The organism is Streptomyces sp. NPDC049915, from assembly GCF_040656475.1.
In the GTDB taxonomy this organism is placed as follows: Bacteria; Actinomycetota; Actinomycetes; order Streptomycetales; family Streptomycetaceae; genus Streptomyces.
The window spans coordinates 13641-26698 of sequence record NZ_JBFAMH010000038.1 but is presented as its reverse complement, the minus strand read 5'-3'; the positions used below and the strand labels follow the sequence as shown (position 1 = coordinate 26698).

Here is a 13058-nt window from a genome sequence, read left to right as displayed (position 1 = left end):
CCGGAGGGTTCCGGCTGTAAGGACGTATGGGCCGCCTTGGCGCTCATCAGGTCGAACTCGTCAGCCTCGGACACCTCTGCCGTCGGCGCTACAGCTCCAGCTTCCGAGACGGTGCACTGCTGCGTTCGCGGGTTCACGGGGGACTCCCTGTTTCCTGTGCTCGGTCGTGCACTCTCAGCGAGGGGTGACACGAGCGTTGCAACCGCGTGCAGACGGATCTACCCCTAGACCCACCTCGGCCTGACAAGGCAAGTTGACGGACCACCTCGGACTTTCCTCGGACTTACCTCGGAGTCGCTAAGTACCGTCTATAGAGGGCAGATTGACGGGGACAGCGCTCTACCGTCGGACTACTGACGTGCTAGGCGGATGGCCTGGGAGGCAGCCGTGTTGTTCTTCCGACGCACTCTTCAAGCGCGCGGCATACGGAGTCCTGAGGACTTCCTTCCCGAGTATCGGAAGGTTGCCCAGCGTCTCGGCCTGAAGGACGCGGAACCAGCTCCCAAGACCGTCGAGGGTTGGTTGTACGAGGGGCGCAAACCTCAGAGGGCCTTCCGCCCGGTCATCGTGGAGATGTTGGGACACAGCATCGACCAGCTGTGGACCGACGTCCCCGACGACACCGAGCCGCACTTCGTTCCACTGGCCGGCACGTCTCCGGCTGAACCCCATGCCGATTCCGGTATGGATCTGAACGAGATGAAAAGGACGGGCGCGATGGCAGTTCGACGCGCGAAAGACTTCCTTCTTGGGGCGGACCGCGAGCGGGTGGGCGAAGACACGCTCGGTCTGCTCGATGACGAGGTTCAGCGCCTCGTCATCGAGTACCCCCGCGTGCCCCTGTCGGCCATCTGGCCCGACCTCCTGGAAACCCAAGATCAGGTGTTCCGCTTGCTGGAGGGGGGCCGGGTCCGCCCGTCCCAGCTCCGTGACCTCAACGTCAAAGCCGCTGTGCTGTCGTTCCTGGTCGCCAAGGGCTTCAACGACATGGAAGTACCCCACGAAGCCATGACGATGACCCGCGTCGCAGCGGCCTGCGCCAGGGACGCAGAACACCCGGGCCTCATCGCCCTCACCGACGGACTCAAGTCGCTCATCGCGTACTGGGCAGACAGGCCGGCCGACGCCTACCACTACGCCAACCAGGGCGCGGCAACGGCGGCGAACCTCCGTGGCACCGTGGGCCTGTGGCTGCTCGGCCTCAAGGCGCGAGCCGCCGCCGTCCTCGGGGACGAGGAGACCGTCCGCACTGCCAACCGGGAAGCCGCGGACAGGCGTGAGCAGGCGGTCCCCGACGATCTCGACCAGCTCGGCGGCCTCTTCGTCTACGCCCCGGAGAAGCAGCTCTACTACGACGTGGAGTCGCGCGCGCTTCTGGGCCAGAGCGACGGAGAGGTCGCCTCGATGGCAGAGAACGCCGTCGCCGGATTCAGCGATCCGACCGCGTCGAACTGGGCGTTCGGCGACCTCGCCGGCGCGCAGTGCGACCTGGCCCTCGTCCGTCTCTTCGGTGGGGATATCGACGGCGCGGCCGACGCGATCCGCCCGGTCCTCGACCTGCCCTCTTCCCACCGCAATAACGGCATCGTCGTATCCGCGATGCGTGTGAGGAACGCACTGACCACCAGCCCCGCCCGGACTGCTGTCCTCGCTCGTGACTTGCGTGCGGAGATCGAGGCATTCCCGACCGGCCGACCCGCTCTGCCGCACGGGTAGAGTCCGGGGCATGTATCCGATCAACCGTTCCAGCGCCCGCCTCGCCCTCCGCGAGCTGGAGTGTGAAGACGTGACTGCGGTGCTCGCGATCTACGGCAGCCCGGAGGCGACGGAGCATCTGTCGTTCGAGCCCCGTAGCGGCAAGCAGGTTGGTCAGATCGTTGCCCGATCCATCGCGGCGGCCATCGAGACACCGCGCACGGAGTACGCACTCGCCGTCATCGAGCGAGAGAGCGCCGAGCTTGTCGGATTCGGCCGCTTGGCCCTTGACCCTCACCAGCAGCGCGGGGCCACCATAGGCTTCGCGCTGCGCCCGGATGCGTGGGGAGTCGGCTACGGCGTTGAGCTGCTGCGGCTCCTGCTCAGCGTCGGCTTCGACGACTTGCACCTCCACCGGATCTGGGGCGCCAGGTCCCCGAGAAACGAAGCATCCGCCAGGACAATGACGGCCGTCGGCATGGTGGAAGAGGGCACCATCCGTGAACATGTCCTAAAAGCTGGTGAATGGCGGGATTCTGTAGTGCACGCCATCCTCGACCGAGAATGGCGTGCAGCAACAGAGGCGTGAGACGCCAGGGCCTACGCTGCTCCGGGTGACTTGCGGCCGCCCACAGGCACCTTTGCGAGAGGGTCTTCCAGCGGGTCGATCTCCGGCCGGTCGTACACGGTGTCCGCGGTCCGCGAGTCGGGCGCCCACCGCCCGCGACGGTTCCGCGCCGCCAGGGGCACCCCCCTGGCCTTCATGTCCGTGTTCGGCCCCGCCCGCAGAGAGTGCGCGGTGACCTTCTTCCCAGCGATGTAGGGGATGCCGGCCTTGTCGGCGAGTAGCTGCACGCGGTCGTTGATCGCCCCCGGTTTCATCTTCTCCCCGCGTTTCGTGGCCAGCTTGCGGGAAGCGAGGTTTCCCTTGACCGTGAGCGCCACGAAGACCGGCCGGTAAGGACCGTCAGCGCCGATCTTCTTACGCACGTCCATCCAGGCCCGCGCCCGGCGCACGAGCTGCGTGTCCGGCCGGTCGGCGAGGAACTCGGTCGCGCCCTGGGAATCCGTGTCCGTCTTCGACGTGGCCGTGGTGACCATCAGACCCGAGTTCATGATCCGCAGGTGCGTCGCCAGCAGGTCGGTCAGCTCGCTGCGCCGGTGCAGGTTGTGGTAGGCGAGGGCGAGCGCGAAGGCGTCCCGGATGCCGATGTGGGTGCTTTCGTCGCACTGTTCCAGGCACTTGAGCAAGTACGACATCGTGAGCGCGGCTGACCGGTTTACCTCGCCGCCGGCCGCCTTCCACTCCCTGCGCCACACTCGGATCTTGCCGCGGGCCCGGGCCGGGTCGGGGCGCCTCTTCTCCGGCTGCCAGTTGTAGATCCGGCTCATGTACTGACGCACGGTGTCGGGCGCGAACTCTTCCCTCTTGCCGCGCCGGATCAGGTGGAGGCCGTAGGCGGTGTACGTCTCCGTGGTGCACGGCCACGGGACCCGCCCCTCCTTTGCGCACCACGTCACGAACGCCGCCACGGTCCGCTCTCGGTTGTACAGCGTGTTCTCGGCAAGGTCCGGCTTGGCCAGCTCCTCCATGTCCTCGTCAGAGATATGGAAGTCGGCATCGGTCCATGGCTCCTCGCCCGGGGGCGGCAGCTGTCCCGGGGCCAGGATGCCGTGCTGGGTGATCGTGTATCGCGCAGGCGCGGGGGGCTGCCGCTCCTCGTCCAGAGGGACAAGTTCCGCGTCGTAGACCGGCTCCAGCTCCGTCGTCACGGCTCCTCCTGGGGAACGTACTCGGGGTGGTCGGGGTGGTCGATGAACGGCGCGCAGAACTGCTGAACGAGCATCAGCAACGCGCTTACAACGGAGTCGTTGAGCTGCGCCTTCTCCTTCAGGAGGTTGGCGAGCATGAGCTTGACCAACAAGTCGTCACTCGTCCGCTGGGGCTGGTTGCGCACGATGTGCATGGCGGCCGCCTGGTCCAGGAAGTGGCCGGAGCCGGTGAGGATCGGTGCGAACACCCGGCCGCCGAGCCCCTGCACGTCGAAGCGGCGTGCGCCGGGCTCCGTCAGCTCCCACCATCCGTGAGGACCGAGAGTGTTGGCGGCCTCCAACTCCTCCTTGGTGCGGGCCTCCAAGAAGTCCGCCCACGTCTCCGGCGTCACGTCTCCGCCGACGTTCGGTCGCTTCAGTCGCTGCTCGGTCACCGTGCGGCCTCGGTGGGGTAGTGGGGGTGGTCCTTCCAGCGCTCCGCCTCGGCGCGGAACCAGTCCGACTTCCGCACGGCGCCGACGATGTCGTGATGACGGATGCACTCCTCCGCCGCACCGAGCGCGTACCCGACGGACTCCCAGAACATCCAGCGTGGCGACCTGCTCGGCACCGCGGGCCTTCACGAAACCGTGCATCGCCGTGATCTTGGGGCTCATCTCAACGTAGGCGTCCGCGCCCGTGGGGACAGCGATGGGTGACCCGGTGGCCGGCGCCTCGGTCGGCTCCGGACGGCTTCCCTTCGGGCTGTACCCGCCCAATCTGTCGTTCACGTTTCCCCTTCACCTGTGCTTGCTTGGTCGCACTGGCCCTAGAACTTGGCGAGCCGGCTCGCGTAGCAATCGCGGCACATGTCCATGTCCGCCACCAGGTCCGCAGCCTGGTCACAGAACTCGCAGATCCCCTCGAAGGTCGCGCCACAAGCAAAGCAGATCCATGTGTCTCGTTCGGGGGAGTGAGCCGTGGGCGTAGCGATCACAGCGTTCGAGCCACAACTGCCACAGGCGTTGAGGTCGCCACCTCCGTCCTGAATGCTTACGTGCCGGCAGGACCCGATGAACTCCCAAGCCGCATCCTCACCCGTTCCGTACTGCCTGCCGCACAGGAGACAGGTGAGGTCGTTCGCTCCGCCGTCGAGCACAACAGCGAACTGACGGCAGGACCGGCATGCTGCCGTTGTGTGCTCGCGGCGCGCCAACTCGCCTTGCAGGGCCTCCATGCGGTGCGCGACGAAGTCTGTGAGGTGCTTGAAGCCGGCCCGGATCTGCTCCATCTGCCGTTCTGCCGATAGCGCCTCCTCGGCTTGATCGACGTGGGGCAGGATGTCCGTGTTGATGAAGCCGACCAGCAGGTCGAGGACGGGAATCGTTCGGGCCTGGACGGCGACGACCGTGTCCTTCCACCCGAAGTGCGTCAGGCGGTTACGCAGGTTGGCCAGCTCCGTGAGGCTGGCTTCCTCCGGGTCGATGACGCTCTCGATCTTGACGGTGTCACTCAGGCGCTTGAGGGCACCGGGCACGCCGCAGCTCTTGAAGTCGCCGGCCTCGTGCTTGCGCTCGTCGTAGTCCTTGATCGTCCACCACACGAGTGCGGGGTCGTGCATCTCCAGACGGGCCTTCAGCAGTGTCTCGACCGCGGCTTGAAGGTGGAGGACTCCGTACTTCAGGTCTCGCGGCTTCGGCTGGCCGTTCTCGCCGGACAGGGAGTCGACGGCGCTCGCCAGGTAGTCGAGCCCGTTGGTGAGGGCCGGGAAATGGAAGTCTTCCGGCTGCTGCTCGGTGTCGCTCACCGGCGGCCCTCGCATGCTCCGTCGTGCGTCAGTCCGTCCATCGTCTGCCCCCTCTAGTAGGTGGCGGCTATTCGAGGCTGAATAACCGCCAAGGTCACCCTAACTAAAGGGCGTTGCACAAGGCCGTAGCCAAGCAGCCTGAAGCGGGCGGCTGAGCTTGGCAGTCACCCGACGAGGGCGAGGTTGTGCATGCGGGCCACAGCCTGGACCGCGTGGTGGAGGCCGTCGCAGCGCTGCCGGCAGTCGCGAAGGATCTTGTAGCTCTTCATCCGGGAGAAGACGTGCTCAACGCCTGCACGGACTTTGCGGTGGGCGGCGTTGTCCTCTTCCTCGCCCTTCAACCGCGGTCGTCCAGGGCGTTTGCGATGCGGACGATCAGGCCGGTGCTGATGTAGGCGCCGTCGCCGAGCACGGTCACACCCTCGCAGTGCTCGGCCAGACATGCCCACGCGCTGCGGCGCTCGGAGATGCACCACCTTCGACGCACGCGCAGTGCTGCGCCGTGGCTCGCCCTTCGCACCGGCAACAGTCGGCGAAGACTACGCAGGAAGAGCACCTGCTGGAGCGCCCGTGAACACCCCCCTCAGCCCGGTCGCGGGCCCGGAGTCCGGTCCGCTGGAGGACTGCGAGTGGGTTGCAGGGCCGGCGTCCGGCCTGGGCCGTACGTGCCCGCGCTGCCGGCCGGCCGCCCGGCGCCGCGGTCTCCGGATCCGCGTCGCTGGCTGGACGGCACTCCGCGCCCCGACACCGCCCAACTGGCCGCCGCGTGCGCGCTGTCCGGCTACGAGCAGCACACGGCCACCTTGATCCGGGCGGCCGGCCTGACACGGCGGGCCCGTCTGCGCGCGCAGCGCTCTTCCCCTACGGCCTAGGCCCCGTCCTGGGCGATCTCATGCTCCTCACCGACGGGGGAGGAGACCTGCTGCGCGCCCTGACCGACGTCGCCCAGAGCCTGTGCGCCCGCCGCCAGCCGCCTCGCGTCTACTCCGTCTGGCCGTGGGGGAGCCTGGACGGCACCGGATGCGGCCGCGACCCCTTCGGCCGCCTGGTCCACGACCACTGCCGCACCCCCGTCGGCCCGGTGCCCGCCTGGCGCTCGAAGTCCTGGGCCGTCTGGACCTTGCGCACCGCCCAGGCGCTGGACCGTCTGCCGCCCCACCGTCCGCAGCCGGTGCCCCAGGGCACGCTCCGGCACATCGGAGAGGGCAAGATCGGCCCTATCACGCTGCTGATCGGAGGGGACGGACCCGCCCACCGCGCCCGCCGCTCCAGCACCGCGCTGCGCGCCCTCGTCCAGCACCTCAGCCCGCCCAACTGGACGCCTTCACCGCGATCGGCATGCTGCAGCGCCACCTGGGAATGACACCCGTCGGCCCCCACGCCTGGGGATGGCGCGGGTACGCCCCTCGTTCGATGTTCACCGCGGCCCTCCAGGCCCGCCACGCCAGCGTCCACCGGGGCCCCGACGACATCCTCGTCAAGCACCTGGGCCGCTACCTCGCTCCCGACAGACGGCCCGACCGCATCGCCCAGAGACTGCTTCAGGACGGCTGGGACGAACACGTACACGGCAACGACGACCTCGAAGCCCGCTTGCGGGCCGCCATCCGCGCCGCCACCTCGGCGGACACCGAACTGTGGGAACGCACCACCCAGCGACAGCGCGTTCTCCCGTAGTCGTCCGCCTGGGGGTCACCGGGCAGCAGCTCGGCTGCGTGCAGGAGGAAGGCCACGTCGAGCGGGTGCAGCGGATCGTTCTGGGTCACGCGGCGTGACCCCGCTCCTGCTGCTCCTCAAGATCACGCCGCGCCCGGAGCTCTGCCGGACGTTGCTCCGCACCGGGGTCGGCCGCGCCGCCGTCCCCTCGCGATGAGATCAGCGGGCGGCCGTGGCGCCGCGCAGTCGTCCACATGAGTCACGCCCTGGTCACCCTGCACCGACGCCGTCCGCCAAGACGACTTGGCCAGCCTCCACACGCTCGCGGCCGGCATCGATCGAGACCGAGACGCCGTCATCGCGTGTTCGGTCGGGTCGGCTTCACACTGCTCTGCAAGCGGGTCCTTCTCGCCCCGTGACCGATGTCAGTGGCTCCTGGAACCATGCCTTCGTCCAGGGCAGCCGTATCAGGAGGCATCCATGGGAACGTGGGGAACCGGGCCGTTCGACAGCGACCTCGCCGCAGACTTCGTCGATGAACTTGAGGGACTTACCCACCAGCAGGTTCTTCGTCTGCTGGTGGTACACGCCTGACCTCGCTCCTGACCTGCGACAAAGAGTGGAAACGTCGAGTGCCAGGCTGATTCGGTCCGCACCTGGTCCGGATCTTGATGAGTGGTACGTGGTGCTAGCGAGTGGGCAGCGGTACCACATGGCACAGGTTGTAGAAGGTGTCCAGGTGCGTCCGCACTAGCCCACTCCGGGCACATAATGCCAGCTCAGCGCCGTTCGGTCCGGTGGAGTCCGCACAGTCGGTGATAGCGGCGTTAGAGCGCAGTTAGACGTGGGGGCGGGCCCCGTCGGCGTGATCCCGACGTGGCCTCGCGTCTAACAGCTACTTGTGTTCACCATTCTCGAGCGTCAGAGCGGGGGCGCCGTGACGACGCTCGTCGCATGTCCAAGGTGCAGTGCGCGACATGGGAACTACCCGTTATCTATCGGGCTGTACTCCTTTGCTCATGAGAATCCGATGGCTCCCTTCGCCCACCTGCGTGAAGGCTTGCTCAGCGCCCACTGACGTCCAGGGTGCGTCAGTCGGTCGGTGACCCCGTGGTCTTGCGAGGGCACGGGAAGGTGTCCGGCGCCGTGCCCCAGGTCGTGCGGTTCTGCCGGTGGGGCTGGATGTCACAGCTGAGGAGTGTGGACGGGGTGCCGTGCGGCTGGGTGATCTCTCGGATGTACACGGCCTTGTCGGGAGATGTCGTTGGGCTCGACGTCCTGGGAAGCCGGGAGAAGATTGTCGATGACCTTGGACACGATGCCGACGGTGTCGAAGCCGCTGGCGGCGTCGGCGCTCAGGCGCCCAAAGACGCCTGCGAAATCCTGGGTGAACTGGGCATAGGGATCCCGCGAGTCCGGCGTCGGGGCATTGGTGGTCTCCCCGCACACTCGACTGCGCTGGCGCACGTGACGCTCTCGCCTGTGCCGCTGGTGGTTCCGCACGCTCGCAGGGGTGCTGGATTTCTGATCGCGCCTTTCCCCGAGCAGCCGTGAGGCGACGCGGAACTGCGGGCGAACCGCGCTGGGCCCTGCGGCGCGGTGGGTCTGTACGGCGTGGCCGGTTGGTGCGAGCCCATCAGGGACCGCTCGTTAGCCTCGATCTTTCATGACGGTCCGTCGACGGAGTCGGTGGGCCGTTTCATATTCGGTGGCCGGTGAAGGGGAGGCCGCTGGCCCGGGTGTCGCCTCGGGTGGGCGCCGGGTTCCACTGCCTTGGACTGAGCTGGTGTTCGTAGGGGTGGGGAAGTTGCCGTTCAATGAGGGGTCGGCAGGAGGGTGAGCCGTTCGTGGGCGCCTGTCACCGCCTGCCGGACAGCCCGCTTCATGAAGTCGTGAGGTTAGCGCCGGCTACGTTCGCCCTCCTGTTGCGCGCATGGCCGATATCGTCGTTGGACATGGGGACTTGGGGGAGCGGCGGCACACGGTCAGAAGCCCAGCGCGTATGGCGCCCGCAGCCTTCGGCGAAGCCGGATGTGACGCAGGACGCGGTCGTCGTCGTGCCCGGGATCATGGGCAGTGAGCTGCGCGATGCCAAGACCGGTGACCTGTTGTGGGGAATGAGTGTTCGGCTGCTGGAGCGGGCCTGGCGGCGAGGCGACGGCCTGGATCATCTGCAGGCCACGCCGGAAGAGATGGAGGGTGATGGTGGTCGTGTTCGTGCCACCCGTCTGTTGTCCGTGCCCGCGTGGGCTCCTTTCCTGCAAGGCGCCGAACCCTACTCGAGCCTGCTCCGGACCGTGACGGGGGCCGTGGCGGCGCCGGAAGCGGTGCTTGCCTTCCCCTATGACTGGCGCCTGCCGGTCGAGCGCAACCCTGGTACACCACTGCTGCAGATGCTTACGCGCCGCTGCAGCCAACAACACCCCCGTTGAGGAATGCGTGGAACTGCGGGCACTGTGTGAGGATCGCGGGCCGCGCTTGGTCTTCGTCGCGCATTCCATGGGTGGTCTGGTTGTTCGTGCGGCCCTCGTCCACGAGAGCGACCTGGTCTCCGACACGCGTGCGGTTATCACGTTGGGTACGCCGTTCTTCGGGGCGGCCAAGGCCGCGGTCATCCTCAACGGTGATCGTGCCCGCCCGGGGCAGGTGCTGCCAACACGGCGGATGCAGGCCCTGGCGGCGACCTTGCCAGGCGTGCACGATTTGCTTCCCGATTACCGATGCGTCGATGAAGGGCTGGAGGTTACGCGGCTTTCGCCCGAGACGGTCGGGGCGATCGGCGGCAACAAGGAACTCGCGGCTCGTTCCGAGGAGTTTCGGACGCGGATGCGTGACGCCGGCCTCGCGTTGCCGGGTCACCGGGCCGTGGTCGGCGTGGCCCAGCCCACGGTGCAGAGCCTGCGTATCAAGAGTGGCATCGTTCACGCGCAGTACGAGACGTTCCGGGCGGGTGCCGGGGGCGGGCTCAAGCTGGACGTCGATGGTGTACCGGAGCGATTCGACCGGGCAGGTGACGGGACCGTGTACCGCGATGCCGCGTCCATCGGTACACCCGCCTCCACGACGTATCTCCCCATTCAGCATGGGGCCCTTGCCAAGCACAACTCGGCGCTCCGGTACGTGCATGCGGTCCTGACCGAACACGACGAGCACCTCGGTCCTGTGATGGGCGACGGCGAGCTGGGCTTGGCGTTGCCTGAGGACGGAGTGCCAGTCGGGGACGCGTGGACCCTGCGTGTGACCGGTACGGCGTCGCCGGCAGGGGTGACCTGCCTTGTGGTGGATGCGGCTACGGGAAGGGCGGTTGTGCGCCCGCGGTTGTTGGGCCGGGACGGCGGACTGGCTGCCCAGGTCACCCTCCCGGACAGCGGCCTCTACAGGGTCGTCCTGGAGAACGGCGGCAATGCGGCCATTACTCAACTCGTCCTGGCCGTGGCGCCAGAGGAAGCCGACTGAGGTCCTCCATGCCCTCCACGTTCCCGCCGCCGTTGGAATTCTTCCCCGTGGACATCGGTGACTACCGGCACCATCCGCGTCTTGATGCGGCCAGAGAGGCCGAGGCAGTTGCCGCCGTACTCGCTCCCTTCGCCGCCCGCCACCGGCCCTGGCAGGTGGCGGGGGATGAGCGAGCTGCCGACGCCGTTGAGCAGCGCCTGAGCGAATGGGCGCGGCCATCCGACGCCGGCAACACCTTTCTGTACTGGGTCGGCCACGGGGAGAGCGACGGCGAAAAAGCCCTACTCGCGCACGCCGGCAGCCCCCGCCCACTCGTCCACAGCGGCATCTCGCCCCAGGACTTCCTCGACTACTTGAGGGATCGGCAGAGCCGTCCGGACCTGGAGGACACTTGGGCCGTCGTCGTCATCGACGCCTGCAAGTCGGGACGCTTTGTCCAGCTTCTCAGCGGTTACGCCCACTTGATGCCCAACGGGCCGCGCAATTTCCTGCTCGTCGCCACCTCCGAGGACGGAAACGCGAACCTCGGTGTCTTTCGACGCGCCCTGCACACCGTCTTGGCCACGACGTTCGCCGCGGACAGTGCCATCGACTTGAGGTCCCTGGGCGATGAGCTCAACCGCGCCCTTCACGGCTGCCCTGTTATACCCCACACGAACACGGGGCAGGCCGTTCTGCACAGGGTTGTTCCAGCGGCGGCCGGGACGGTCACGACCACCCTCGACGTCCTGTCTGAGCTCCAGTTGGTCATCGACCAACTCGTACCCGATGAGCAGAATCACTTCCTTCCGAAAGCGACCGGTGCCGAACTTGGCGAGCTAGCCTGGTACTTCGAGGGGCGTGAACCGGAACGTAACACCATCCTGCGTTGGCTCGACACCGCCACCGAGGGATTGCTCTTGGTCACCGGGGCCGCAGGCTCCGGTAAATCCGCACTCCTCGGACACATTCTGCTCCACACGCGCGCCGAGCTTCGCAACATTTTGCGCCGCAGCGGCAATCTCAGTTCGCTGCCCGTCGACATCCCCTGCCCCAGCAAACCCTTCGACGCTGTCATCCACCTAGCCGGCGTCACTGCCCAGGACCTAATCACGCGCCTGATCCTCGGGGCGGGGCTGCAGAGGATGCCGCGCGAGCTCTCGTTGAACGAACGGATCGATTGGCTGATCAGCCAACTTAAACAGCAGGCAAGGCCCTTCACCGTACTACTCGACGCGCTGGACGAGGCACACACTCCGCTCCTGATCGCCGACCAGATCCTGCGTCGCCTCGCTCAAATCCCCAACACGCGTGTTGTAGTGGGTACTCGTCGCTCGACCCGGGAAGGTCCCGACCTTCCGCAGCCCGACGACACCGACCTCCTCGACGCACTTGGCGCGAGCCGGACAACCACCGCGCCCCCACATACAGCCGTGAACGTCGAGCGCGACCCGGACGCAAAAGAGCGCTACATCCGACGCAGGCTGGAGCGGGCCGCTGAACTCGGCAGGCTCCCGGCCGTACCCATGCAGATCGATCAGGCCGCAGCCGACCTTGGCAGCAGCGGCCACGAATTCCTGCACGCACGCCTTGCCGTGCACGAGATCATTCACGACCCACGGCTCCTCCAAGACCCGGCCCCGCTGCGCAACAGCAGCCATAGACAGCTCTTCGCCCGAGCAGTCCACCGGCTCTCAACACGCAACCCCACCTACGGACCGCTGCTTCATGCCCTGGCCCTCGCGCAAGGACGCGGCCTTCCACTCCGTGACGGGATCTGGTCGACCATCGCTGCGGCCATCGCTCCCCGGGAAACCGCAATCGTTGACACAGCGATCAGCGACCTGGCAGCAGACGCCGCGCCTTACCTGATGCTCGACACCGAAAACGAGCAGTCCGTCTATCGCCTCGCCCACCGAACCTTCACCGAACATTTCGCACAGGGCGGTCAGGAGCACGAACAGCTCCACCAACGGATCACCTCAGCCCTGGCCATGAACGCGGAACGTCGCCTGAGCCACGGTGAACTCAACTCTTACGTCGTTCAACACCTCGCCGCCCACGCGGCCAAAGGCCGACTTCCTGCCTGGCAACATCTCGCCCAACACACCCGGGTACTGGACCGCCTTGATATCGCCAACATCACCGGCCAGGTCATGACGCACGCCTTCGGGCACTTCACTCTTCCCGTCGCCGTCGCCGGCGCAGTAGCCTCGCAGCACATGGCCGCCACGAGCAGCCCCGGTGATCGGAGGGGCCTCAGAGAGGTCGCCACCGCACACATCGCAGGCTCCTTCCGGCGACCGCAAACCGAGCCGGATGACGCCCTTCCCACATGGTCCCTTTCCTGGGCGTTGCTCAAGACCATCAAGCCGGTGCATCTGACCCTTCAGGTCGACCATGGCCGCCCGGTGTGGGCGGCGGCAGCGTTCGTCACAGCCGATGGACGCACCCTCCTGGCCATCGGCGGCAACGGCTCGGTGCGGGTGTGGGATCCGTTGGCTGGTGTTGCGGTCGGGGAGCCCTTGATGGGCCACGCCGGCGCGGTGCGGGCGGTGGCGGCGTTCGCTGCGGCCGACGGCCGTACTCTGCTGGTTAGTGGTGGTGACGACCGTGTGGTGCGGGTGTGGGATCCGTTGGCTGGTGTTGCGGTCGGGGAGCCCTTGATGGGCCACGCCGGCGCGGTGCGGGCGGTGGCGGCGTTCGCTGCGGC

Annotated in this window: 14 protein-coding genes and 2 pseudogenes; 10 read left to right on the top strand and 6 right to left on the bottom strand. The window is 67.3% G+C overall.

The window, feature by feature from the left end; genetic code table 11:
• The first annotated feature begins 369 nt into the window (after nt 1-369).
• Nucleotides 370-1716 carry a hypothetical protein gene (locus AB0J12_RS36245; RefSeq protein WP_363268961.1) on the top strand — a complete coding sequence of 449 codons (1347 nt, stop codon included), beginning with the start codon at nt 370-372 and terminating at the stop codon, nt 1714-1716.
• Between the two features lie 10 nt (nt 1717-1726).
• Nucleotides 1727-2284 carry a GNAT family protein gene (locus AB0J12_RS36240; RefSeq protein WP_363268960.1) on the top strand — a complete coding sequence of 186 codons (558 nt, stop codon included), beginning with the start codon at nt 1727-1729 and terminating at the stop codon, nt 2282-2284.
• An 11-nt stretch (nt 2285-2295) separates the two neighbouring features.
• Here AB0J12_RS36240 and AB0J12_RS36235 read toward each other — a convergent pair whose 3' ends face one another.
• From AB0J12_RS36235 to AB0J12_RS36215, 5 genes and pseudogenes are all read right to left on the bottom strand, one after another.
• The gene (locus tag AB0J12_RS36235; RefSeq protein ID WP_363268959.1) at nt 2296-3468 is read right to left on the bottom strand and encodes a tyrosine-type recombinase/integrase; all 1173 of its coding nucleotides are present in this window, start codon (nt 3466-3468) and stop codon (nt 2296-2298) included.
• On the bottom strand, nt 3465-3902 hold the full coding sequence (locus AB0J12_RS36230) for a DUF6221 family protein (protein ID WP_363268958.1): 438 nt from the start codon (nt 3900-3902) through the stop codon (nt 3465-3467). The genes AB0J12_RS36235 and AB0J12_RS36230 overlap by 4 nt, the downstream gene beginning before the upstream one ends.
• The gene (locus AB0J12_RS36225; RefSeq protein WP_363268957.1) at nt 3899-4054 is read right to left on the bottom strand and encodes a hypothetical protein; all 156 of its coding nucleotides are present in this window, start codon (nt 4052-4054) and stop codon (nt 3899-3901) included. The genes AB0J12_RS36230 and AB0J12_RS36225 overlap by 4 nt, the downstream gene beginning before the upstream one ends.
• A 222-nt stretch (nt 4055-4276) precedes the next feature.
• Nucleotides 4277-5254 (bottom strand): hypothetical protein, encoded by a 978-nt coding sequence (locus AB0J12_RS36220; RefSeq protein ID WP_363268956.1) that lies wholly within the window; start codon nt 5252-5254, stop codon nt 4277-4279.
• 164 nt (nt 5255-5418) lie between these two features.
• A pseudogene (locus AB0J12_RS36215) lies at nt 5419-5693 on the bottom strand (transposase family protein); the annotation flags it as partial.
• A gap of 226 nt (nt 5694-5919) precedes the next feature.
• Between AB0J12_RS36215 and AB0J12_RS36210 the strand changes: the two are divergent.
• Genes AB0J12_RS36210 through AB0J12_RS36200 form a run of 3 tightly spaced genes read left to right on the top strand, consistent with a single transcriptional unit; the run spans nt 5920 to nt 6931 of the window.
• The gene (locus AB0J12_RS36210) at nt 5920-6126 is read left to right on the top strand and encodes a hypothetical protein (RefSeq protein ID WP_363268955.1); all 207 of its coding nucleotides are present in this window, start codon (nt 5920-5922) and stop codon (nt 6124-6126) included.
• A gap of 20 nt (nt 6127-6146) precedes the next feature.
• Nucleotides 6147-6617, top strand: a complete 471-nt coding sequence (locus tag AB0J12_RS36205) for a hypothetical protein (protein WP_363268954.1) — start codon at nt 6147-6149, stop codon at nt 6615-6617.
• Nucleotides 6593-6931 (top strand): hypothetical protein, encoded by a 339-nt coding sequence (locus tag AB0J12_RS36200; RefSeq protein ID WP_363268982.1) that lies wholly within the window; start codon nt 6593-6595, stop codon nt 6929-6931. The genes AB0J12_RS36205 and AB0J12_RS36200 overlap by 25 nt, the downstream gene beginning before the upstream one ends.
• Here AB0J12_RS36200 and AB0J12_RS36195 read toward each other — a convergent pair.
• Nucleotides 6925-7020, bottom strand: a pseudogene (locus tag AB0J12_RS36195) (fic family toxin-antitoxin system, toxin component); the annotation flags it as partial. The gene AB0J12_RS36200 and the pseudogene AB0J12_RS36195 sit on opposite strands and share 7 nt — an antisense overlap.
• Nucleotides 7021-7390: 370 nt before the next feature.
• On the opposite strand from AB0J12_RS36195, the gene AB0J12_RS36190 reads away from it, so the two are divergent.
• From AB0J12_RS36190 to AB0J12_RS36170, 5 genes are all read left to right on the top strand, one after another.
• A complete protein-coding gene (locus tag AB0J12_RS36190) occupies nt 7391-7504 on the top strand; it encodes a DUF4259 domain-containing protein (RefSeq protein ID WP_363268953.1) in 114 nt (37 codons plus the stop codon).
• Nucleotides 7505-8056: 552 nt separating this feature from the next.
• Nucleotides 8057-8464, top strand: a complete 408-nt coding sequence (locus AB0J12_RS36185; RefSeq protein ID WP_363268952.1) for a hypothetical protein — start codon at nt 8057-8059, stop codon at nt 8462-8464.
• A 479-nt stretch (nt 8465-8943) separates the two neighbouring features.
• Complete coding sequence (locus tag AB0J12_RS36180; RefSeq protein WP_363268951.1) at nt 8944-9342, top strand: hypothetical protein; 399 nt, start codon at nt 8944-8946, stop codon at nt 9340-9342.
• A 7-nt stretch (nt 9343-9349) separates the two neighbouring features.
• On the top strand, nt 9350-10366 hold the full coding sequence (locus AB0J12_RS36175; protein ID WP_363268950.1) for a hypothetical protein: 1017 nt from the start codon (nt 9350-9352) through the stop codon (nt 10364-10366).
• An 8-nt stretch (nt 10367-10374) separates the two neighbouring features.
• On the top strand, nt 10375-13058 hold a 2684-nt coding region (locus AB0J12_RS36170; protein ID WP_363268949.1), incomplete at its 3' end, for an AAA family ATPase.

Coding starts and splice junctions, on each gene's coding strand:
- AB0J12_RS36245 (WP_363268961.1), top strand. CDS start 370: ATGGCCTGGGAGGCAGCCGTGTTGTTCTTCCGACGCACTCTTCAAGCG.
- AB0J12_RS36240 (WP_363268960.1), top strand. CDS start 1,727: ATGTATCCGATCAACCGTTCCAGCGCCCGCCTCGCCCTCCGCGAGCTG.
- AB0J12_RS36225 (WP_363268957.1), bottom strand. CDS start 4,054: ATGTTCTGGGAGTCCGTCGGGTACGCGCTCGGTGCGGCGGAGGAGTGC.
- AB0J12_RS36205 (WP_363268954.1), top strand. CDS start 6,147: ATGCTCCTCACCGACGGGGGAGGAGACCTGCTGCGCGCCCTGACCGAC.
- AB0J12_RS36200 (WP_363268982.1), top strand. CDS start 6,593: ATGCTGCAGCGCCACCTGGGAATGACACCCGTCGGCCCCCACGCCTGG.
- AB0J12_RS36190 (WP_363268953.1), top strand. CDS start 7,391: ATGGGAACGTGGGGAACCGGGCCGTTCGACAGCGACCTCGCCGCAGAC.